We start from the raw sequence: 23,491 nt of genomic DNA, 5'->3' as shown, positions 1-23,491 counted from the left end.
GGTTAATACCCTCCTTTCTCCGTTTGAGCGGATGCAGCCCAAGGTGTCTTAAACAAGCGCCTAAATATCAACTTCGAATCACGTTGAACAATGGGTTGTTCATGCCGCAGCAGTCTTTTTTCAAGATCCAAGAACAGCTTCTCCAGTCCGTAACAAATGACAAAGTAGATGAGCGATAAACAAATGTAAGTTTCAATAAAATGCTGTGTTGCCGCACCAAGCGTCTGCGCTTTCCCCATCAATTCCATCGCGCCCAACGAAAAGGCTAACGAAGTATCCTTCAAATTGGCGATGAGCAGATTCGCAAAGTTCGGTATCGATATGGCAAGCGCTTGCGGCATGATGATACGTGTAAAGGCTTGGTACCCTGTCATACCTATCGCATAGGCAGCCTCCACTTGCCCTCGATCCACGGCTTTCACGGCTGCCCGAATGACTTCAGAGATATAAGCCCCGCTATGCAGGCCAAAAGTTAGAATGACGAAGGTCAGGACGGGGGCTTTAGAGACGTCGACGTTAATGAGCTTCAAGATCTCGGGAAGACCATAATAGATGAGGAACAATTGGATGAGGATCGGCGTCCCCCGGAAAAATGACACATAAATTTGGGATATCCTTCTTAGCACCGGAACCTCATACAGCCGAGGCAGAGCTATGAGGAATCCGATCATCACACCCAGCAGCATAGAACAAGCTACAATAAACAATGTGATATGCAGATATGAGACTAATTTAGGCAAAAAATCAAAGACATAGGTGATATCAAATTGTTGTTCCATTCGGACGATCTCACCTTTCTGTACAGTTCTTACTTAAGCAGCAGTAACATTAACATTAATCTTTCTTCGTATAATCTCCGCCGAGCCATTGTGTGCTAAGTTTCGAAAGCGTTCCATCTGCCTTCACAGCCTTCAATGCCACGTCGATTTTATCCGCAAGATCTTGCCCTTCTTTATCATTTTTGCGGAAAAGGAAGCGAACCTCAGCTTCTTCAATAATCGGTCCTACGGCTTTTAATTTGCTTTGCGGGTCGACGAGCGGCAGCAAGAAATCCGCCCCTAATGCCCCGTCCGCACGACCTGTTGTAAGCTGACTAACCAAATCGTTGGCAGCACCGCTTTGGTAAACAATTTTAATCGCGTTATCGTTTGCTTTATTATAATTTTCTAATAGCGTAGCTTCGGCACTAGTCGCAGTCGTTAATGCTTTTTTACCTTTCAAATCATCAATGGATTTAATGTTGGTATTGTCTTTGGCCACGATAACTTTTGTTTTCCAGTAGGCATAAGGCTCGTTGTTGAAAAGGTATTTTTGCTCTCTTTCCTTGTTCTTCTCGATTTCGTGGGCTACAAAGTCAATTTTGTTCGTTTCCAAGCTGAGGAGCAGGTTGGCGAAATCCATCGTTTTAAATTCAAACTCGTACTCTGGTAGGCGTTTATCCAGTTCTCTGACAAGCTCGATATCATAACCGGTTAGCTTACCGGCTTGATCAAGGAAAGCAACGTTCGGAAATTTGGTACCTGTTCCAACAATGATCTTCTTCACTTTGACGGGCTCTGCCCCGGCAGCTGCAGCAGCCTTCGTACTTTCAGCGGCTGCCTTTGGCGATGCGATGGTTTCTGTGTTTTTCGCCCCGCAACCTGCTGCGACCAAAGCCAAAGTTAATGTTGTTCCAAGGATTGTTAATTTTCTCATCTGTGTACCCTCCATTTTTTTAGGCTGAAAAATTAAACTTATAATTCCTACTTGTTTTGTATGAATTAATGTTAGAATTAATTTATCATCAAGTTTCTCAACTGGATAATAGAGTTTTTCTATATGCATATATAAGAATCTGATATTACCCTTTCGTTCGGCCCCATAATCCTTTGCAAATATCCAACATACTGTTGAAAAACAACGTATTCTCCCCATTTAGCGTAATCAAGTTCGTCTGCAAGGCAATGCCGGCTGTCTCTGGAAAGTCAATTGGAAACAGCTTATTGTCCTTAACTTCCTGACAAGCACTAAGCCCAGGCAAGAAAGCGATACCCGCCCGCTGTAGAACCAGCTTCTTGGCTGTTTCGGAATTATCCGTCTGGATCTGGATGTTTGGCGACTCCTTCAAACTCTCAAACACACGGTGAATGCGCATCCAGTCTAGGGAGCCGCACTCAAAGAAAATAAGAGCCTGACATCCGATATCTTGGATCGTTAAGTTCTCTTTCCCAATAAAGGGATGCCCTTCATAAACATAGAGCCGAATAGGGTCTTCATAAAATTTCGCTGACAAAAGACTTGGATGGGTGATTCCACGCACAAAGCTGATATCCACATCCCGGTTCAGAACCTTGTTAACGAGATCGTCCGTAATTCCAGTCGTTATTTTAAAATTGATTTCCGGGAATTTGTGCTTCATCTTAGGGATGATTGCTGGCATCATGTAATTAGATACAGATACCGTACATCCGATACGCAGCTCGTTAGGAAGTGCCTTTTTCTGCTTAAGATGGATTTTACCCTTCTGAAAGGTTTGCAATAATTGCTGCGCATAAGGGAGAAACTTCCTGCCATCATCCGTTAAATGAACTTGCTTGCCAATTCGATCAAAGAGCTGACAATCCAATTCCCGTTCTAACGATTGAATTCTAGCCGTTACCGAGGGCTGGGAAAGGAATAATACTTCCGATGCCTTGTTAAAGCTGCCGTAATGGATGACATACACGAACGCTTCTATATTCTCAATATTCATCGCAGTGCCCCTCCAGATGACCTAAAAGATATAATTATAATTATTCCAATAAATTAAGTCGGAATTAAATATTTTCATAACTATAAGCTATCTACCAATTGCTGTCAATATCAGACATGCTGTTCATAAAAAAAAGACCTTAACTCATGCCGCAAATGCTTGCGACTGATCTAAGATCTTAAGACTATGTATACTTAGGATCGTAAACGACGGTACAATTCCGCCCTTTTCCTTTGGCCAAATAAAGCGCTTGATCCGCATGCTCAAGCACTTCAAGTGCTGTCATACCGTCTGTTGGGAATGAGGACACACCCAGAGATACCGTGATGGGTTGACCTATTGGGCTTATTGTCATTTCCAGCTTATTACGGATTTTCTCTGCATACAGATAAGCATCATCTTTCGTCACATGGGGCAGCAGAACAACGAATTCCTCCCCGCCAAACCGGTAGTAGTATTCGTTCTCACTTGCCATTGCGAGTAAAAGCTTTCCTAAATATTTCAGAACCGTATCTCCTACAAGATGCCCGTGCGTATCATTAATTACTTTGAAATGATCAATATCAAGTACGATGAGTGAAAAATCAATGCCTTCTTCCAACCAGTCGAGCATTTGTGTTTCCATGCTCCTTCGGTTGGCAAGCCCCGTTAAATTGTCCGTTTGAGCTTCCAATTCATATTGATTCGCTTTCTTTTGCAAAGCGTCGATCGTGATTATCATCGTTTTGTACAAATGATAGGCTTCATATGTATTCGTTCTTACCTTCGGTAGATCTGCGACTTGCTTGCCATTCAAGATTTTATTGGCGGTCGCAGCCAATCGGGCTAAGGGAAGTGTCAACTTCTTGGCCAACCATGCTGTTATTAGAAGGATGAGAAGTAGAAATGGTAATGAATATAAAATTGCATTTTGGATCAAACCCATCGACTTTTCATTTATCTCTTCCAGCGGTGATTGCACAACGATTCCCCACCCATTGGCAGGTACATAAGAGTATCCAGCAAGCATCGGCACGCCTAATGTATTCACGACTTTTTCCTTGCCGCCTTGACCACTAATGAGCTTGGCTACTACTGGATTGGCACTTACATTCTCACCTAATCGATTGTGATCCGGATGATAAATGAGATTGCCGGTCCCATCGACCACATAGATATATGAACCCGATGAAGAGTAGCTGTTGGAACCGAATATATCATTTAAAACATTATTATCTCGTAAATAAATAGTGCCTCCTAAAGAACCTAGATACTGGCCTGCGGAATTAAATATGGGAGTTGTCATTAATACAATAAGCCTATTCGTTACAGATTCATAAGGTGCTGAGATTGCAGGCTTTCGCTGCTCAATCGCATCTAAAACGGCTTTCGATGTCAGCTTTTTGTTAGTGAGACCTACCGAAACAGGAGAAACAGCTAAGACATTCCCATTGGCGTCACTGACCATTTGTGAGTTAAAGTAATTGCTGCTCCCTGTTACCAAATCCAATTGCGCTTGGATAGAATCTTGTATTTGCTCACTCCTCCCGAGGTGTTCAGATGTCACTTTCAAGCTATTCTCCATCGCTTTGAAAAGGGAGTTCATGGTCACGCTCATTTTTTTTGCACTTTCGTAATTAAGCTCTAGTGTCGTTTCATACAAGGAGTCTCGTTCTGCCTTAAATGAAGCAGCTATTTGAATGATAGATATGATCGAAATAGATATAAGCATCAACAGGGTTATAAAATGAACAAGTCGTATTCGCGGAGCAGCTTCCGTTGTTCTAATACTCCTCATCTCCTAAAAAAGATAGTTACGAGTTGTTTCGACAACATTCGACAGAACTCCTTCATTTTTAATGCCAAGCATAATTCCAAAACTCGATTTTAGAGTCATTCAGCCGCGATTACGCTCGAATGTTCGGCCTCCGCCAATAAGCGAAATTAAACGGGTTCGTGGTCACTAAACCTTCCAGCTCAATACCGTTTCCAGCATGGATTTCAAATGCTTCATTCGGTGCAGATCAGGTTTTGCTTTTACGATAATAAATTCATTCCTGATCTGCTGGATGTAATCAATCCGTAAGCGTTCTAGCTGCTCCTCTGTTATAACGTACAGATACTCTAGGACTGATTCGTACGTATGATACCATTCGCTGTTCTCCAAGAACGTGAAGGATGAACGTTGGTACCACTCTTTTACATGACTCTTCAATGCCGCTGTAATGGTATCATCGTTCCCTGACAATGCATAAAGTCGATCAGAGGACAGTAGGTTTCTGTACTTTATCATGCTATCATCTGGGAATGAATTCGGAAGTGCATAAAACTGAATGACGCTGTCCAAAATTTCAATATAGGCATGGGGTCCAGCCAGTTTCGGATGAAATTGACACTTAACCGCGGCATGGGCAATGCTTTTCAGCAGGTGGAGTGCTTCTGCGGCTTCCTTTTTATCAGGCGAGCCTTGAAAAAACAACCCTTGCTTCCCCGCACGAATTTCAGCCCGATCAATCACATCATGGAGCGCATCTTCAAATTGATCTTTGCTGTACGGTGCCCACTGATCGATATGATCTGTAAGTTCCACACTCATGCCAAACTCCCTACGGATAATGCTCAGCAGGTTAATCCCGCCGCAGCCGTTAACTATTGCAAATATATCGTGTAAAAACCTTTCTAAGTTTTTTGCCTTTTTCGTAGCCCCCATAATTTCATGGGGAATCGTATAGATGGTCTCAGCCTCTTTTTGCTCGAGGTCGGTAATAAGCTGCTTCAACTCTGAGAGTAATGGATGCTCCATTCTTTAATCCTCCACGTTCTATTTACTACTAGATAGTGCCCCCGCTAACTCATTTTTATTAGGTTCAGACCATTCTCTAAAAAACAAAAAAAGCTTACTCCGATTAGGAGAAAGCCTTACTGTACGTACTCACTGCCTAAAACCTCAAAGGACTCAGCGCATTGCTGGATCATCTGACAAAAGGAACGGTTATGGCCTATGTAAAAGGATGAAAGATCGTATCGGTTCCTTGCGGGTTCGAAGGAGATCAACACACGATGCCTCATGCGCTTCATGGTCAATTGGACAAATTGCTCGGCTCGCTCAGAGGCTATGATCGTAAGATAAGCATACAGGGAATGGTCTTCTGGTTCGTCAAGCGGGCTTACACCTGCACAGGAGAATTCAGTCGCTATTTGCTTATGCTGAAGCAGAACCAATGCTGGAAACAATTCCGTATCCACGTGGATATGTCCGAGAAGAGTAGTCTTCTTAATATGCTTGCGCTGTTTCTCGCGTGCTGTCCAATGCACTAATTCCTGCTCACGGCGGCGCCACTGAGCATCTGTGTGATGACTTAGAATGACTTCGCTATCCTCATTGGTATTCAAACTCATCAAACCCATCAGCCTCCTTTGGGATAATCCATTCGTTACAGCAGAAAACCCGGACAAGTAAGCCCGGACTTTCTACATTTATTAACGTGTTTCACGATGAAGCGTGTGACGCTTCAGACGTGGACAATACTTTTTCAGCTCCAAACGAGAGGTTTGGGTCCTTTTATTCTTCGTCGTCGTATAGTTTCTGTCACCAGTTTCGGTACACGCCAATGTAATTATGACTCTCATACTGTTCACCTCCTATCATACATCATTTCTGAATTTATTGCGGCAAAGGACAGGCTTCTTCGAACTCCATAATGAAATTCGGCAGCTCATCCTCGAAACGGTTCCAATCTCCTTGCATTTCGGCATCCGTCAACAAGCAGGTATCCAAAGAAGCGACGATACCCGCTCGGTCCATCTCCATGCCTATGAATACAACCTTGTTCATGCGATCCCCATAGGTATCATCCCAGTGCTTGATTTGATCCGCGTCTTCTTCGAGAACAGTTTCTCTTTCACCATCTGGCAGCGCCGCCACCCAATACCCTGCTGGACCGAAGCGAATAGAAGGACCTGCTTGGCTTAAGTTCTGGGCGTGATCGTTGCGCGTCGCAAGCCACATGATGCCTTTGGCTCGGATGATCTCAAGCTGGCCAATCTTCCATCCAACTCATCAGCCGCGAAGGCTCGAATGGACGAATTCTTTCGTAGACAAAAGAGGAAATGCCATATTCTTCGGTTTCTGGTGTATGTGTTTCCTTCTCCATTTCGCGCATCCAGCCGGCGGACGTACTTGCTTCATCGAAATTAAACAAATGCGTGTTCAAAATATCCGCTGGAGCAACCTTTCCGTGAACCGAGCGAATGAATTTGGCTCTAGGTTGTAATGTGCGCAGTACGCCCTCTAGCTCAATCAGTTCATCTTCTTCCAGCATGTCGCATTTGTTCAAAATCAGGACATCACAGAACTCAATTTGGTCAATTAGAAGATCTACAACTTCGCGTGTATCATCTTCACCCACAGCTTGACTGCGTTCTAGGAGCGTCTCTCCCGAGGAGTAGTCTGTCCAGAACCGATAAGCGTCTACGACGGTAACCATCGTGTCGAGACGGCAAAATTGCGTAAGATCAATCCCCTGCTCTTCATCCATATAAGTGAATGTTTGCGCAACAGGTAAAGGTTCACCTACACCCGTTGATTCAATCAGGATATAATCAAATTTATCCTCTTTAGCAAGCCGCTCTACTTCCTTCAAAAGATCTTCACGTAATGTGCAGCAGATGCAGCCATTGGACATTTCAACCAAGCTCTCATTCGTGCGGGAAAGCCCGTTGCCTTCTCTAATCAGCTCTGCGTCAATGTTGACCTCACTTAAATCGTTGACAATAACCGCAACTTTTAAGCCATCACGATTATGTAGGATGTGGTTTAATAACGTTGTTTTGCCTGCTCCCAAATAACCGCTTAAGACGGTTACAGGTATTTTACGATCGACCAATGTTATAACCTCTTTCTATTCGTAAATTTTACGCATTTGATCTAAAAAAAACTCCTGCTTCCATTTATTCATTTAAAGCTTTTTTCAATGCATCTAGGTTATTCTTCATAACACCGATGTAATCAAGGTTTTTCTTTTTATCATCGTCCGTTAATCCCTCAATTGGGTTCAGCACAGCCGTTTTCGCACCGACTTCTTTGGCAATCGTACTTGCAACCTTTGGATCTACCAAGGTTTCAAAGAAAATCGTTTGTACCTTATTATCTTTGGCAAATTTGATAATTTCCGCCATTTTATCCGGGGCTGGCTCTTGTTCAGGGGAAAGTCCGGCAATAGGTACTTGTGTCAGCCCGTATTCTTTGGCCAAATAACCAAATGCAGCATGCTGCGTGACAAATTCTTTACGCTTAACATTTGTAAGACCTGTTTTAAAGGACTCGTCCAAGGCTTTCAGCTTTCCGATATAGGCATCCGCATTTTTTCGATAATCCTCTTTGTGAACAGGGTCAGCTTGCGTTAATCCGACCACAATGGCCTCAACCTCTTGCTGAGCAAGTACCGGAGTTAGCCAAACATGCGGATCTAGGATTTTGTCTACATGGGCTTCTTTCTTGGGATCCGCTTGTTGCTCTTCCTCAGGTAAGCCTTCCATTAATTTAATTCCTTTACTTGCTTCAACTACAACGCGATTCTTATTCTCAGCACTCTTAAGTGATTGCTCCGCCCATCCTTCTACAATACCGTTGTAAACGAACACATTGGCATCCTTCAGTTGTTTCATATCTTTCGCACTAGGCTCCCAGTCATGGGGTTCAGCCCCCGGTGGTATTAGAGCAATCACATTGGCATGATCACCTGCAACTTGTTTAGTGAATTCATACATTGGGTAGAAGCTTGTAACGACATTTAATTTACCATTGCTTGAAGCGGTGTTAGAAGCACAACCCGATAAGATAGCAGCTGATAATACGGTAAAAGCAAGTGATTTAGATACCCAAATTTTTTTCATTGGTATTTCCTCCTACAATTTGTTAAATGATGAAATGGTCGTTTCTTTGGACAGACGAGGGATGGTGTCAGCTGCATTTTTTGCTTTGCTTTTGCTAAAGGTCAGAACCACCTTTTTCAAACCAAGACCAGCAATAAGAATAAATAAGAGTAGCAGCGCTATCGTTCCTCCCGGAGGTGTACTAAGCTGATAGGAAGCGGTTAGTCCGGAAACGACACCAAGTAGGCCAATGCTCATAGCTATAAAAAGTGCGGATGTAAAACTAGGCGCAATTCGAATGGCAAGTGCCGCGGGCAATACAATTAATGCCGAAACGAGAAGAACGCCAACGATCGGCATAGCCGCGGATACAATCATACCTGTTAAGACGCTAAAACCAAGTGAGATCCACTTCACAGGAAGCCCATTGGTCTTAGCCGTATCTTCATCGAATGTAATCTGATAGAGCGGACGACGGAATAGATAGAAAAAGATGCCCCCGATGATCGCGACCACAAACATAAGGAGAAGCTCGGTTTCATTCACAGCAACAACAGAGCCGAATAAATAAGCGGAGAAGCCTTTATTGATGCTTTGCTTGAGGCTCATGATGATCACCGCGGTTGATAATCCCCCCACCATGATGATGGCAACCGAAATTTCACTATAGGTTTTATAGGACCTCCTTACATATTCCACAGCTATGGCTCCCAGCGTAGCTACGACGAATCCAGTCAAGGTTGGATTGATGTTAAGATACGCACCTCCTGCAACCCCTGCCAAGGAAACATGGGAGAGCATGTCAGCCATCAGCGCTTGTCTGCGAAGCATCAGATATACACCGAGAATCGAAGCCATGATGGCTATTAACCCACCGGCACAAAATGCCCGCTGCATGAAGTCGTAGTGCAGCATTTCCATCCGCCATCCTCCTTCCTCTCCAGCTCAATGATTCGATCCAAATAGGGAGCGACCTCGTTAAGGCCATGCGTCACCATAACAACGGTTCGCCCGTGAGCTTTCACTTGATGATGCATCAACTCGTAGAAGCCAAAGCGGCTTTCCTGATCCATCCCTGTTGTCGGTTCATCGAGAACAAGCATATCAGGCTCCTGAGCAAGCGCTCTGGCGATGCAAATACGCTGCTTTTGGCCGCCGGAGAGCTCACCGATCTTGCGCTTGCGCAAATCCCACATCCCAACCTGACGGAGTGCTTTCTCCGTCTGCACCTCATCTTCTTTGTCGAGTTTACGAAACCATGAGCGGCTTGCATACCTACCTGATTGGACAAACTCCAAGATCGTGCTAGGGAATCCACTGTTGAAGGCGGAGATTTGCTGGGATACGTACCCCACTCTCAGCTTCTTACCCTCCTTATTGGTTGAAGACAAGAAAATACTCCCTTTCCAAGGATCAAGCAAGCCAAGAAGCAATTTCAGCAAGGTCGACTTGGCTGCACCATTGGGGCCCGTTATAGCTACAAATTCACCCGACTGAATCTCTACACTCGCGTCTTGAATACAAGGGACGTCGTTGTAACCGAATTCCACCTCATTCATGGAGGCAACTAACATAAGAACAGATCCTTTCTGGCTTTATATGTAATAATTACGATTTTAGTTGGTGACTATCCTTGATTTATATGTCGAAGCCCAAAAAAATATAAGTCACTTTAGGCATCGAGGCTTATAAATCGTAAAAATTACTTATTACACTGAAAAATATATCTTTTTCCAGAGGATGTGTCAATAAGAAAACTTATAGCACGAGCTGAAGCTCGTCGACAGAGTCCGAGATGCCGGAAATCGACTTCTCAGCGGACTGTCCCTCGTTAGTGATGAAATACATGCTTACAGGATGAGGACGCAGCCGAAATAGTCCATTTCCCGCTCGTTAGGGATGTTTTTCATCGCTAAAGAAGGCGTGAGGGTGGAAAAGTACCTCCATAGCGATGAAAAACATGCTTACATGATGATGACTCGGCCGAAATAGACCGATTCCTGCTCGTTAGGGATGTTTTTCATCACTAAAGCAGGCGTGAGGTGGAAAAGTACCTCCATAGCGATGAAAAACATACTTACATGATGAGGACGCTGCCGAAATAGTCCGATTCCCGCTCGTTAGTGATGTTTTTCATCACTAAAGTAGGCTCCCGATTGTCCCGCGCATCCATGCAGATTAAGCTCGGAAAACGCGCTTACAGTGAGTGCTCTGCGAGCCGAAGCTCACCCACAGCATCCGAGAAGCCGAAAATCGACTTCTCAGAAAATAATTTGGATAAGATGAATAAAAAACCATTTAATCCACAAAATACTCCTACACCACAAAAAAGGAGTGAATCAAATGGCTAGAAGAAACAGCAATACATTAGTCGTGCAACAAGCAAGAGCAGCTCTTGACCAAATGAAATATGAAGTCGCTCAAGAATTAGGTATTCAAATTCCGCAAGATGGTTATTACGGCTACATGGCTACTCGTGATACTGGCGCAATCGGCGGTAACATTACGAGAAGATTAGTTCAATTGGCCGAACAACAACTAACCGGCGGAATTAGACGCTAATTCCTTAGTTGAAATGCACGCAAAACAAAAAGACTGTAACCACCACTTCCTCCTTTGGTGATTTCAGTCTTTTTTATTTAGTTAACGAATTCCATGAATACTGGCTTCCTAAGCTTTCCGCTTTTGGTCCAATTTCTTGTCTTAATCTTTGCCATGATTCGCGGTTCCATATAGGCAAAATTCTGGTCTTCCTTGAAGACTAAACGATTCTTCACACGATCTAGAGTTTTCTGGTGAATTGGGGTTACACCTGACTCAATAACCCCGACTGGGAACTTGGAGCCATCAGGTGCATCAATAGAGGCCAATAAAGCGAAATTATTTTTTCTGTAACCGGAAATATACACATCCGCATAAGTCCAATTGATCACCTTTTGCCACTGTTTGGAGCGTTTGTCTATTTCGTAGGTGGAATTCTCTTTTTTAGATTTCATGATGATGCCCTCAAGTCCCTGCTCACGAACCTGCTCAAAATAATCAACGGCATTTCCTTCAAACACTTTAACCTTTTTATAGTTCTCATTTTCAAGGAAAGCCTTGTCCAACAGTTCTTTACGCCTCAGTAAGTTAAGACCCGTGACGTCAATTCCTTTGTATCTCATGATGTCAAATGCGCAGAATATCACAGGTGTTTTGTTTTTACTTGATAAAAACCTGGCTGACATGGCTTCAAAGTCTGGTTTCCCTTGATCGTCCATCATTATTAAAACTCCATCAAGTATGGTTCCTTCAGGCAGGGGGCAACTATACAACTCAGGGAATTTATTTGTAATCAAGTTATTATGCTTCGTATAAACATAGAGTTTATCCATATTGGAGATCATACATCTAAGACCATCTAATTTATATTCCGCTATATGATGTTTGCTTTTAAATGGTTTATTATCTTTTGCGTATGACGCTAGCATAGGAGAAATGAACATTTTTTTATCACCCTATGCTAAATGATACTTCACCATTATTCATCTGCCTAATGGAACTTGAAGGGAAAACTCAATTGAGGTAAGGACGCAAAAGATTTTCCAGCAATGGCTTTAGCGCTTCGCTCATTCTCTTATAACCCAAATCCGACGGATGAATGCCATCTACCGTGCATTCCCCGTATTCTAATCCGAGCAGCTCTTCTCCATTAAAAAAATGAATGTGAGGATCTCCGCTTTGCCTCAATCGTTCTACCGTTTCCTGCTGGAATTGCTTTCGCTCCTCCCGTTGTCGAAACATGTGGACGTCGAAAGCCTCCTTCGCAAGCCGAATTTGTGAAAGAACCAGTATGGGTACTTCGGCATATCGGGACCGAAAAATTCGAATAAACTCAGGAAGTGTCTCTCTAAGACGTTCCGTGCTAGGCGTATTCCCCTCATAATCTAGTACAAGCAACGCAGGGGCGGAGATTTCGCTGATCATTTGAGCTAATTCTGGTTCTCCTTGCGCATTCCCCGAGAATCCGAGGTTCACAAACTCAAGCGGAAACATCCGGCTCAAGATGTTCGGATAAGACATTCCCGGACGAGACGCGCAAGCTCCATGCGTGATAGACGTACCATAGATAAGCACTCGTTTGTCGGAAACGAAGTCTGGAGATTGAGCAACCGAAGCGGATGGCTCAATCCCGGCCCACATCTCCTTCACCCCCTGATACAAGGGGAGATTCAATGTTATCTCTTTCATTTGATCTCCAAACGATTCAAAAAGAATGGCTTCATATTCCGAAAGCGCAGGATCGAAACGAGTAACGTTTACATATTGCTGCTTTCCGTGAGAACCAATATAACAATCTACACCGCATTGCCCCGTAGCCGGCATTTGATACATATTCGCTTTGTCGGCCAAAACAACTCGTACAGATAGTTTCGGGGAATCCGTCTGGAAGTGGATTTGAACACCCGCTGTAAAATTCGCAAGTCGGTCCACTTCAGATCGGATTGGATACGACGGCTTTAATGGCAACCTGCGATAGACACCATCTTGTTTCAGCCAAGGCAGTCCCGTAACCCGAAAGGGCTCCACCAGAGGTGAGTACCAATTCCAAGCTGCATCCTGATTGTCATCGATCCTCAAGGCTGAGTCTAAATTGCTCGCCTCTTTACTCATCCCTTCACACTTCCCATCACAATTCCTTTGGTGAAATAACGCTGCAAGAATGGATACAACAGCAGAATTGGTAATGCGCCGAGAAAAATTTGCGCCGCTCTGGCCGTTCGATCCGAAACCAGATTAATCAGCTCCAGATCCGTCGTGCTCTTCGCCACTGCCGGATCGCTTCCGCACACACGGCTTCGATGGCTTCAGGCGCCATACTTTTGAATGGCTTTAAGCTCATTTCCAATGTAACTCTTTGCAAAGTACGTCTTGGATTAACGGGTATAGGCATACTCATACGATTTCCACCTCAATACCTAATACTTTGGCGACATTACGGATCTTCGAACTCACATGCCCCACACCAAGCGCAAAGTGATGCGTAGGACCTGCCGAACACCATCTTTCTACGAATTCTGCAACGCTATAATCAAATTTACAGCGTGTATTCGTGTTTCCGGTCTGCGGTATCTCCCCTTTGATGGATTCGCCTTCCGTGGCGATCATTTTGAATTTACCTTCAGCCGTTTGTGAAATACCGAGCAAAGTAACGGGGCCTGATTTGATGCTGAATTCGACACCGATTCCGGATCCGCTTTTGCCATGAAAAAGATCCAATCCACGAATGACCGGCTGCCCGTCGCTAATCTTGATGTTATGCGGCCCGTCATGTCCGACTAGCACGATATCATCGACGAAGTCGCACGGATGCAGCTCCGCGAACGAACCTCCTGCATCGAGACGATCCATGATCAACATCGCTGCGCACGTTTTCAAATCGGCTTCTCCAGCAAGCGGAACACCTTTACCCGTCAACAGCGAGTTGCCGAGCACCATATTCGAGCCAATTCGTTCATACTCATTATTGTCGAGCCCCCGGTAATAATAGGCCAAGCCTGTTAACCCAAATTCCAAAATCAGCTTATCCAGTCCGACTGCCACTTTAGCTGACCATTCGAGATCTTCCTGCTTGATCGGTCTCGTAATCGGGTCAATAAAAGGATCAGAAATTTTGAAAACGCTTTTAATTTCATCTAGTTTGGCAGCTGTTTCCTTAGCAGTTACCCCATTTACCAGCTTGGCTAAATCGCACATCTCCAGCATTTGCACATGGGAGCCAAAGGAAGCCGTAAAAGCCGTCGGGTCCGAGTTCATATCGTACATGCCTTCGTAGGTATGCCCCATATAGCCGATTTTAGCGTATTTGAACGCTCTGCGGGCATTGGCGACTTGGCACCATCCTTGTAATTCCTTCATCGCGCGATCATCATCATAGAGCGTCCCTACGATCATGCCTGCTGCAGGCCTTCCTGCACGAACAAGCACGCCGCCTATTTCAGGAAGTGAACAAATATTATCGTTGGCTAACTGCATATAAGTCGTCGTATTGCGATAGTCTAGACGCTTCCTGGGCTGCAGAGCAACAAGAACTGTCGGAACGGACAAGTTTAGGATAGGGGTCGCAGCTGTCGATGATGTCACATACGTGCTAAGGAAGCAAAATAGGAAATCAACATCTTGGCTTTTCAGATACGAGGAGGCGGCAAAAGATTTATCTACACTATCGACAAAGCCTGCCGAGATCACCTCAACGTCATGCTTGCGAAGCATTTCCTCAAATTCACGGCCGTAGCCTTCCAATTCTTCTTTAAGCCCCGGAAATTGTGCCCAATAAGGCTCGTGACCAACCGTCATCACGCCGACACGCGCTTTTGCTTTTTTGAATAAAGTACTCATTTCACTCATCTTCCTCCCTGGTAGGTTTACCCTTTAAGCTTAGTAAAATCAATCTATTGAAACAATGAACAATACAATAATTATTTCAATTATTCTACGATTTCAGTTACAATAAGAGGATGATTATCCCTACGATAGAGACGGGCGAATTTGCCGAAAGGAGCCTTCTATGATCGAACCGGTTGCTATTTATTTCGAGCATTGTGAGCCAAACAATTGGCACGTACCAAAAAGTAAAACAAACAATCATATTTTAATTCTCATAACAAGTGGAACTATTCTCTATACGGTTGAAGACCAACCCTTTTCTTTGCAGAAAGGCGATCTTATTTTTATTCCCCAAGGGGTCTGGCGCAGTGCGTTGAATACGACCAAAGAAGCACATGACATGTATGTCGCTCACTTTCATTATCGAGGTGACGGGGATGGACTTCCCATGCTTATCTCTCCTAATCGTTGTTTAACCAGACCTTTTAACTTTGACTATATGAAGCAAAGATTTTCACTGCTGACCCAGCATTGGCTGCGCAAATCCACCTATTCAGACACTATCTGCCACAGCATCCTGCTTGAAATGCTTGCAATCATCAATGAGGAAATCGATTCTCAATCGCTGCAGGGCAAATCCTATAGTATTGTTATGCTGCTTCAAGCCTATATTCTCAATCATTATCACCGCACTATTTCCGTAACCGAATTAGCTGAACACGTGGAGCGAACCCCTAACTATGTCAGCACCATTTTCAAACAGGTTACCGGACAATCCGTCACGGACTACATCCAGCAAATCCGCATTGCCGCTGCCTGCGACCTGTTGACCAACTCACAGATGAATGTAGGAGAAATCTCCGATTTTCTCGGATTTTGCGAGCAGTCGTATTTTAACAAAGTGTTTAAAAAATGTACCGGCACCCTGCCCTCGACCTACATGAAGGAAAAGGTGAAAATATGGAAGTCTTAGAAAAACATTGGAGGTTGGCATGCCATGTACTACGCTCTTTCTCGATTGTCCAAGCTCGATGTCAAATGGGCGGATCTTTTCGATGCGAATAACAGTTCCTTCTTCAGTCGGCATCATAATCCCTATTACGAGCTAATCGTCGTTGCCGATGGTACGGTTCATTTGCAGACTAACGAAGCTCGCATGACTCTACAAGCGGGGGAGTCGTTGCTTTTGATGCCTTGGGAGTCGCACTCCGGTTGGAACTCTCATGAACGACAGGGTCAATTTTTTTGGGTGCAATTTTCATGTGAACCCGGCCTCAATGAATTCGTGCTGGATCGCGCATCCGAGCTTAATATTGTCCATGCCGAACGTACGGAACTAAGAACCACTGAAATCCTTCACGAGGATTTGCTTGTTCTGCCTCGTCAGTTTCGTTCCTTGCAGCGTTACCAGCTTCTTGGGTTGTTTGAAGAGCTAGTCGAGACAATGAAACAACCGAAGGGTTATTTTCGTTTCCATGCTACCCTTTTACTTGGTGAAATTCTTCGGCTCATGGTGAGTAGTTTTTTGGAGATGAGCCATTTGGACACGGCCTTCCCCACTTCTTACCTGACATTCCGCAAGCTGGTCAACCATTTGAACAATTTTTACGAGACGGACATTTCCAAGGAAACGTTGGAGCGCGTGCTGGAGCGTAAATACGAATACCTTTGTCAGGTGTTTAAAAAATATACTGGAACGAACATCCATCACTACGTCCACCAGCTCAAAACCCAACATGCCAAGCACTTGCTGCGAAATACGGCTAAAAGCGTTAAGGAAATTGCTGAGGAAGTCGGATACCCAGATCCTTTTTACTTCAGTCGGATGTTTAAAAAGATCTCAGGTGTCGCTCCTCAGCATTATCGGAACACTGAAGAGTAAGGTAGTAGTGGTGCACGAATGCGGCGATGAGTAGGAGGGGACGGCTGTCACGCCGGCAGGGGAAGATAATCCCCTGCCGTTTATTACATTATCGTATTGTCATCGATTATTGCTTCATAGCTTCAATCATCATCTGAGATGGTTGCTTTTTGTGATATTTCCCCAAAGCTTCTTGCGAAGATGGGGGAGAAATATCGCGTTCAACAATTATATCTGAACGCGACAGACATGTTTGAACTCCGGTAGGGATTCCAGAATCGGCAAATGAATGATTTGCGCTACTTCTCCCGAACCAATAATTCCTACTTTATTGAGCTTCAATTAATGCCTTTATGTCCGATATATACTTATTCTTAGGGAAAGAATGAAAAAAAAGCTCGACTGGTCTTTTATTGACCAATTGAGCTCTAAGCTTTTTAATATTTCATTATTTAAGAATATTAACCAATTTGAAAATAATTACCAATAATTGGGTTATTATTCGTTATGTGGTACGCGAACTGTGCTTATCGATGTTGATTGATTACCTGCATGGTCGATTATCGTATACGTAATCGTGTATATTCGCCCCGTCCCATTACCTAATCTTTCCGCCCGTAATTGAAATGAAGTAGCAGGTGTGCCTATATTAGCCTCAATGTCACCCTGACCACTATCCGGTTCATTACATATAATGGAGGTTAACACAACAGAAGCAACGCCTGATACGGCATCACTCGCGTACACCGCAGCTTGAACCGTCACCATTTCATGATTCGGCGGCCATATGGACGTTTTATCTAACTGAACAGTTAGTAGAGGTGCTGTTTGGTCAATCTTAAACTCTATGGTTTTGACCTGTTCTACATTGCCTGCTTGATCTATGCTGCGATAACCGACCTTATAATTCCCTTCAACAAAGGCAGGAATGGAACCGGTATAGGTTATCCAATCCCCGTTATTTACTTGATATTCTGTTTTTGCCACACCGGATAATTGGTCATACACGGCTATGCTTACTGTTACATCCGATGTATACCATCCGTTGCTGCCGTTTGGAATACCCGGACTTACTGAGGCGCTGCTTATAGGAGCTATCTTATCCCCCTTAAAATAAGCCCAATCCGTCTGGATCCCCTCCAGTAAGGCAGGTTGGCTGGAGCTTTCCATTAAACTCCCAGCCTGGGCTCCAATGGAAATCTGGGTTCCCTTCATTATGCTTCCTGTAAATCCATTCAATTGACTTTTTTTCATAATCCCTTCCGTCAATACTCTTCCCGACTTCCCTGGTATAATCCGCTCTAGCGTGATGCCTACAAAGCTTTCAGGAGCATCAGCAGCGCTCATGAGCCGCAGCGTGGTATGGTCGGTATCAAAACGTACAGCGGCAAATCGAGGAATGCCAACTTGGGTATTATTTTGTAAAGTTAATTGCTTATCTAGCATCTGCGGATAGTATTCATCACCTGTGACGTTATACTCTGCCACTCTGCCTGAAGCGCCCAAAACCCCGTTTATTTTTGCCAATATATAGCTATTGGGCTGATTGGTATAATTTTCATTAAAAATGATCGTTTTGGTTGTTCCATCTTCAAAGATCACTTGAAGTGTTTTATTATGGATGGTACGGTCCCCAAGCCTTCTTCCTAACGTATTATTGACGTCAATGTTGGAACTCAAGCCCACCTTGATACCCGATATATCCCAGTATCCGTATAGATAGCCCTCCAGGCCACCGCCTCCGTCCCGGGTTTCATACGTCCCCAGAATATCCAGCACGGCATCTCCGCTAACCCTTACAGAGGATTGGCTGCCTGTGGAGCTGCTGAACAGTGCCAGCGCCCTTCCCCTATGGCCATCCTCGTAACCGATCGGTGTGCTGTTCGTAAAGGTAACGTTATAATCCGCATGGTTCGCATATTGGTTCTCCGGTTTCTGCGTAATCCAAGGCGAATCATTCTGAACCATATAAGTCCCTATAATTTCAGTGTTATTGAAGATGACCTCATCGTTCGTTCCACTGCCCAAGGATTGGATAAGAATAGGCTGCAAGGTCTCCGTGGAAACGATTTGACTGTTATTGATCACATTGATTTGGGGTTTGGTGAAATCCTCGCGATTATGCACATACCAACCGACAGATTTCGAAACAAAAGAACTATCATAAAAAGTCTCCCTTACACCGCTCGCGGAACCATAACCCCAAGTGCTTGCGATCCCTCCCCGCTTCCCGCCCCATACCTTGGTCGGGTCCAAATCTGCCGGTGGAGTAACACCAGGATGAGCCGCCACCCAGCTATTGCGATAATTAATAGCTTCGAGATTACCATAATGCTCAATATGGGAATTTTTCACGATATGAACCGCATCCTTATTATTGCCGCTGTCCTCACTGTGAACCGGATACCTCATATTTCTGGCGGTAATCGTGAGGTTCTCCAGATTGGCCGTGCCCTTCAGCCATATGGTTGATTGGTCGGTGATCTCAAGGTTAGTGGCTGATGGACTATTCTCTCCTTTTAGGATGACCGTTTCCCGGTCAGTTCCCCGAAGGGTCGTATAAGGCTTAACCACCCAGTTTTTCTCCGTATATACACCTGGATAGATCAGAATGATATAATGCTTTTCGGGACTGCTATCCTGAATGCTATCGTTAGCCAGCTTAGGAGAGATGAAATCGCCGGTTCCATCAGTCTTTACTGTCAAGGTAACGGTTTCCACATACCCTTCTGTGACTGTAACCTCAGATGAAGCCGTTTTGCCGCCATCCACTGTCGTAACCGTGATAGTAGCCGTTCCCTCTTTTTTTCCATAGACGGCTCCATTCACATCCACAATAGCTACCAGCAGGTTGTCTGAGCTCCATGTGACTGCCCTTTCTACCGCATTTTGAGGCTCTATGGTGGCCATCAACCGCCTTACCTTGCCTACACCGATCTCCATAGTTGTATGGTTCAGGCCGACGCCAGATACACGAGCTGGGATGGGGTCATTGGAATAGGTCACAGGCCGGATTTCTACGTCATCCAGATAATAGGCATCGGCTAACGCAGGAGAATCCGTATACAAATACATCATCAAATTGGAAACAACACCGACTTCATTCAGCTTAAAATAGCCCTGTACCTGCTTCCAATTGGTAGCATCCATCGCAGGTCCTATTATCATAACTACCTGCTTGGAAACACCATCTAATTGGTACTGCAAACATATACGAAGCTTCTCTCCAAGAGTTGAGCCTGGCGCCAGCTTCCCCCATGCGGAATAGTAATATTCCTTCCCGTTTTCCACGCCGGGAAAATAGATTTTTGCATACGGATATTCTTTGGTGATTTTGACCGACTGATGACCGGAATGATATTCTGATGTGCTTAATTCCGTACTGATCCTTGATCCGGTATAGGGCAGTTTGCTCATTTCCATCCCTGGATCAACTAACATATTATCACCCAGAATTTTGGGCAGAGAGCTGAAAATATACAAAGTTTCTTCCTGTGCTTTCCACACCGAATGAAAGCCGAACAATGCGTCTAACGCATCGTTTGAAACCAGCAAATCACTTCCCGTCCATACAGGCACATGCTCCAGGTATACGGGCGTATTTCCTTTATAGGCTGATCTTTGTCCGTCTACGACCCGAATGACACTGTTATCCTTTACAGCGAGGAGAGAGCCTTCATGATCCCATTCATAAGGTATGTTCATTTTCTTAAGAATCTCAACCAGAGGCACCCTAACGCTGCCATCGACGATTTCCAAAGGTGTTAAAGTTGTTGCCGGCTTTCCTTCAAGCATCATCTTTATGCCCTCTATGGGAACCGCCACTAGGCCAATCCGGTCAATACTGAAATCACCTGTGGTTGTAATCGGGTCAACACGGATCTGCTTTATAGTTCCCGTCCAGTTACCAAGGCTCCACATCGGTACATAGTAGTCCGAATAGTTGCTGTCATAATTATTGACGTAAAAGTCGACGGCCATGGCTTCTTTCCAGACTTGATCCTTTTCGGTGATAAAATAAACCTTGCCTGCCATATCAGCAGTACTGTTTTTCATACGGATATGCAGGTAGGGATTCTCTTCCGCAGAAATCCCCAGAGAACCTGGTGAAAATATGCCTGGATCATTACCCGTTGATGTACCTGAATAATAACCTCCTGCAATGCTCACAGGGTTGACCTGTTTAGCTATCGTCCAGCCCTCGCTGTCTCCAGCCGTATTGAAATCCCATAATTTGCTGTACTGGATACTGCCATTATTAGTTAGAGGCGGAGGTTCAACCGCTTTGGAAGGGAGGACGGTTCTGCCTTCCGGGTATAAGACCCGGACTCTATCCTTTTGCTCGGGTGTAGGCACAACATTCGTGTGCGTACCTCCCGCTGTAAATACTTCCCGGATTGCATCCAGATATCCAAATCCGTTTAACCCGGCTGGCAGAATAAAGTGGCCCTCCCCGTATTCATTCCAATTATCGAGCAATATGATTTTGCGGCCCGGGCTTTCTTCCGGTAAAGAGGGTATAAAGCTGTCTTTTACCCATTGTGCCGTTGATTGAAATTCCTGGGGTGTTGCATAATAACCCTGCGCTCCGCCCCAAGCGGTATCATCCCTGCCCATGCTGATAACGGGGATCACATCCATTATCCCTACATCCCTTTGCTGCTCCAGCTTAGACTTCTGGAGGGCTTCTCTCCCGGCAAGCGCGCCCCAGGAGTAGGCAAACACAGCATCCATACCCGCATTCTGCATATCGCTCATCATGGCAGAATCCGCACCTGAACTGGATATCAGAATAATCACATCATCAAAGCCAGCGTCTTTGCAGGCTTGCCTTAAATAGTCCATTTCCACCTTAAGTGACTCTGCCGTGCCGCCCAGACTATTTTTCAAAGGGGTATAGCCATATATACTAATAACCGGCTTGTTGTCGACGACCAGATATCTCGGGTCTTTGAAATAATATTCCATCCAGTAGGGCACCAGGTTATTCCTGAAATCGTCGCTTCCGCTTACCTTGGAGGCAGCAGCCTCCCACATGATCATAAAATTCGTCTGGTTACTATATTTACCATTAAAGTAGCCATCATGAAGCGCCGCTCCCAGACGTGGGTCCTTAATCGGCTTTCCTTCCGATCCCGTTGGCCTGTACCAGCAATACATCTGGAAGTCGACTCCATGCTCTACCATCCACTTCGTTTCCCAGTCCGCTACCTCCGGGTTTCCTTCGTCATAAAAGCCAAGCACCGGGACTCTTTCTGGGTAAGGCTGGATCCGGTCCCATCCCAAATGCTGCCCTTCTCTCCACAAGGAGCAGGCCTGGGCACCAACTAAGGCATCCCCTTCCTTGGCCGCCGGCACAGGGGCAGGCACATAATCCGCAGGCTCCTCAGCCTCTTGGTACAAAAGAATATCATCCAAGGACATACTTCCGTGATTGGAGGCGGCAATGGCAAAGCTGACAAGATCAACGCTGCTCGCCAGTACATCCAATTGTTCTACCTTCAGCTTGCCGTTCAAATAAAGATCTGCTTTATTTGTAACCGTATTCATTTTAAGCTTTACATGGTACCAGAGATTGGGTATATAATCATAAAAATTTATATATTGGCCAGCAGCGTTTTTATAGGAGAATTTTCCGTCTTGTGTCAGCCATTGGAAGGCTGTTGATTCTCCACCTTTTAGTTCCATGGAGAAGCCATCCAATTTCGTTGGCATCAAAACCTTGTACTCCATAACCAGGCGCCCGTCTTGGGAAGGAACAGATCGCCCTATATGCATAGCTCCTTTCGCGTTGGCTGCATCCATTTTTAAGCTAAACACATCCGGGGCTTTTGAATTATTCATTTTTTCAACGGCAATCGCACCACCATTAGGCTGTGTGCTCCAGTCCTGTGGCAGCGGTCCTTCCACGGTAGAAAGGAACCTTTCATTCATGACATAGCCTTTATGAATCTTGACCGGTGAAAAATACATTTCGCCCGTAGTCACATCGCCTGTAATCACAAGAAAGTTGTCAATCGACTCTACACGATGGGTAAAGCCTTTTTCCGTTGCCTTTAACAGGCCGTTGACATAAACCTGCACGTTGTTGGCTTCGAGGTCAGCAATCACTTTAACCCCATATTCCACATCGGCGGTAAGCGTCTGGAGGTCATACCAGGTCTCCCCTGTTGCCAGACTCAGCTTGCCATTCTTTACCTCAAGGCTAACCCCTGCCACTTCTCCACTGCGAAGCTGCCACTTTACTCCATTTACAATAGCAGGCATTCTAAATCTGTATTCCAAGGTGAGCTTGCCAGAATGCTGCGGACGAATTTTTTTAGTCATGGATACGGGAAGCACATTACTGGTATCGCTAATTTTAAACCAGCTGTTATAGCCGTAGGAAATCGCCCCTCCCGCTTTTCTTGTATCCCATCCACTAGCCACGACATCATTGGGATCATAGGCAGTAGTCATGACAGAAAAATCCTCATCCAATAGGTACTCCGCTTTGGGCGAAGCTACCATTTCTGCATGAGCGGTAGAAGCTCCCCATTGACTTACCATCCAAATAGACAAGATACATAGAGCCATAAGAATCCCTGACATGCTGATCTTATTTCCCATACAAATCTCCCCCTTTCATTATTGAAATCCGCTTTATGCTTTATCATCGCCTTTGTTTCAGCCAAACCGCA

At 44.8% G+C, this 23,491-nt stretch carries 18 protein-coding genes and 2 pseudogenes; 3 read left to right on the top strand and 17 right to left on the bottom strand.

Going from position 1 to position 23,491, the window contains the following annotated elements:
• Positions 1-2: 2 nt before the first annotated feature.
• The 11 genes and pseudogenes from ACBP55_RS07550 to ACBP55_RS07500 all read right to left on the bottom strand — a co-directional run bounded on the left by ACBP55_RS07550 (position 3) and on the right by ACBP55_RS07500 (position 10,158).
• Positions 3-779 (bottom strand): amino acid ABC transporter permease, encoded by a 777-nt coding sequence (locus ACBP55_RS07550; RefSeq protein ID WP_464650741.1) that lies wholly within the window; start codon positions 777-779, stop codon positions 3-5.
• A gap of 55 nt (positions 780-834) precedes the next feature.
• On the bottom strand, positions 835-1,695 hold the full coding sequence (locus ACBP55_RS07545) for a transporter substrate-binding domain-containing protein (RefSeq protein ID WP_464650740.1): 861 nt from the start codon (positions 1,693-1,695) through the stop codon (positions 835-837).
• A 145-nt stretch (positions 1,696-1,840) separates the two neighbouring features.
• The gene (locus ACBP55_RS07540; RefSeq protein WP_464650739.1) at positions 1,841-2,731 is read right to left on the bottom strand and encodes a LysR family transcriptional regulator; all 891 of its coding nucleotides are present in this window, start codon (positions 2,729-2,731) and stop codon (positions 1,841-1,843) included.
• 184 nt (positions 2,732-2,915) lie between these two features.
• On the bottom strand, positions 2,916-4,442 hold the full coding sequence (locus ACBP55_RS07535; protein ID WP_464653259.1) for a sensor domain-containing diguanylate cyclase: 1,527 nt from the start codon (positions 4,440-4,442) through the stop codon (positions 2,916-2,918).
• A 231-nt stretch (positions 4,443-4,673) separates the two neighbouring features.
• Positions 4,674-5,513, bottom strand: a complete 840-nt coding sequence (locus ACBP55_RS07530) for a hypothetical protein (RefSeq protein ID WP_464650738.1) — start codon at positions 5,511-5,513, stop codon at positions 4,674-4,676.
• 116 nt (positions 5,514-5,629) lie between these two features.
• Positions 5,630-6,109, bottom strand: a complete 480-nt coding sequence (locus ACBP55_RS07525; RefSeq protein ID WP_464653258.1) for a hypothetical protein — start codon at positions 6,107-6,109, stop codon at positions 5,630-5,632.
• Between the two features lie 81 nt (positions 6,110-6,190).
• Complete coding sequence (gene rpmG, locus ACBP55_RS07520) at positions 6,191-6,340, bottom strand: 50S ribosomal protein L33 (protein WP_029195131.1); 150 nt, start codon at positions 6,338-6,340, stop codon at positions 6,191-6,193.
• A gap of 34 nt (positions 6,341-6,374) precedes the next feature.
• A pseudogene (locus ACBP55_RS07515) lies at positions 6,375-7,602 on the bottom strand (GTP-binding protein).
• Positions 7,603-7,660: 58 nt separating this feature from the next.
• Complete coding sequence (locus ACBP55_RS07510) at positions 7,661-8,605, bottom strand: metal ABC transporter substrate-binding protein (protein WP_464650737.1); 945 nt, start codon at positions 8,603-8,605, stop codon at positions 7,661-7,663.
• A 12-nt stretch (positions 8,606-8,617) separates the two neighbouring features.
• Positions 8,618-9,505 carry a metal ABC transporter permease gene (locus ACBP55_RS07505; RefSeq protein ID WP_464650736.1) on the bottom strand — a complete coding sequence of 296 codons (888 nt, stop codon included), beginning with the start codon at positions 9,503-9,505 and terminating at the stop codon, positions 8,618-8,620.
• Positions 9,451-10,158 (bottom strand): metal ABC transporter ATP-binding protein, encoded by a 708-nt coding sequence (locus ACBP55_RS07500; RefSeq protein ID WP_464650735.1) that lies wholly within the window; start codon positions 10,156-10,158, stop codon positions 9,451-9,453. Before ACBP55_RS07500 ends, ACBP55_RS07505 begins: the two co-directional genes overlap by 55 nt.
• Positions 10,159-10,927: 769 nt before the next feature.
• On the opposite strand from ACBP55_RS07500, the gene ACBP55_RS07495 reads away from it, so the two are divergent.
• Entirely contained in the window at positions 10,928-11,146 is a 219-nt protein-coding gene (locus tag ACBP55_RS07495; protein ID WP_029195127.1) for an alpha/beta-type small acid-soluble spore protein, read from the top strand.
• A gap of 77 nt (positions 11,147-11,223) precedes the next feature.
• Here the strand turns inward: ACBP55_RS07495 and ACBP55_RS07490 are convergent, their stop codons facing one another.
• The 5 genes and pseudogenes from ACBP55_RS07490 to ACBP55_RS07470 form a co-directional block, all read right to left on the bottom strand.
• Complete coding sequence (locus tag ACBP55_RS07490; RefSeq protein ID WP_464650734.1) at positions 11,224-12,069, bottom strand: ATP-dependent DNA ligase; 846 nt, start codon at positions 12,067-12,069, stop codon at positions 11,224-11,226.
• 70 nt (positions 12,070-12,139) lie between these two features.
• Positions 12,140-13,237, bottom strand: a complete 1,098-nt coding sequence (locus tag ACBP55_RS07485; protein WP_464650733.1) for an SGNH/GDSL hydrolase family protein — start codon at positions 13,235-13,237, stop codon at positions 12,140-12,142.
• Positions 13,234-13,359, bottom strand: a pseudogene (locus tag ACBP55_RS07480) (carbohydrate ABC transporter permease); the annotation flags it as partial. The gene ACBP55_RS07485 and the pseudogene ACBP55_RS07480, both read right to left, overlap by 4 nt.
• Positions 13,360-13,364: 5 nt before the next feature.
• Positions 13,365-13,523, bottom strand: a complete 159-nt coding sequence (locus ACBP55_RS07475; RefSeq protein WP_464650732.1) for a hypothetical protein — start codon at positions 13,521-13,523, stop codon at positions 13,365-13,367.
• Positions 13,520-14,962, bottom strand: a complete 1,443-nt coding sequence (locus ACBP55_RS07470; protein WP_464650731.1) for an L-fucose/L-arabinose isomerase family protein — start codon at positions 14,960-14,962, stop codon at positions 13,520-13,522. Before ACBP55_RS07470 ends, ACBP55_RS07475 begins: the two co-directional genes overlap by 4 nt.
• 169 nt (positions 14,963-15,131) lie before the next feature.
• Between ACBP55_RS07470 and ACBP55_RS07465 the strand changes: the two genes are divergently transcribed.
• Both ACBP55_RS07465 and ACBP55_RS07460 read left to right on the top strand, forming a co-directional pair.
• Entirely contained in the window at positions 15,132-15,923 is a 792-nt protein-coding gene (locus ACBP55_RS07465; protein ID WP_464650730.1) for a helix-turn-helix domain-containing protein, read from the top strand.
• Between the two features lie 24 nt (positions 15,924-15,947).
• Positions 15,948-16,832, top strand: a complete 885-nt coding sequence (locus ACBP55_RS07460; protein WP_464650729.1) for a helix-turn-helix domain-containing protein — start codon at positions 15,948-15,950, stop codon at positions 16,830-16,832.
• A gap of 477 nt (positions 16,833-17,309) precedes the next feature.
• Here ACBP55_RS07460 and ACBP55_RS07455 read toward each other — a convergent pair whose 3' ends face one another.
• Positions 17,310-23,420 (bottom strand): OmpL47-type beta-barrel domain-containing protein, encoded by a 6,111-nt coding sequence (locus tag ACBP55_RS07455; protein ID WP_464650728.1) that lies wholly within the window; start codon positions 23,418-23,420, stop codon positions 17,310-17,312.
• Between the last annotated feature and the right edge of the window lie 71 nt (positions 23,421-23,491).

It is taken from the genome of Paenibacillus sp. WG02 (genome assembly GCF_055396115.1).
Note: the sequence above shows the minus strand (reverse complement) of the source record. Positions and strands in the feature narration are given on the sequence as shown.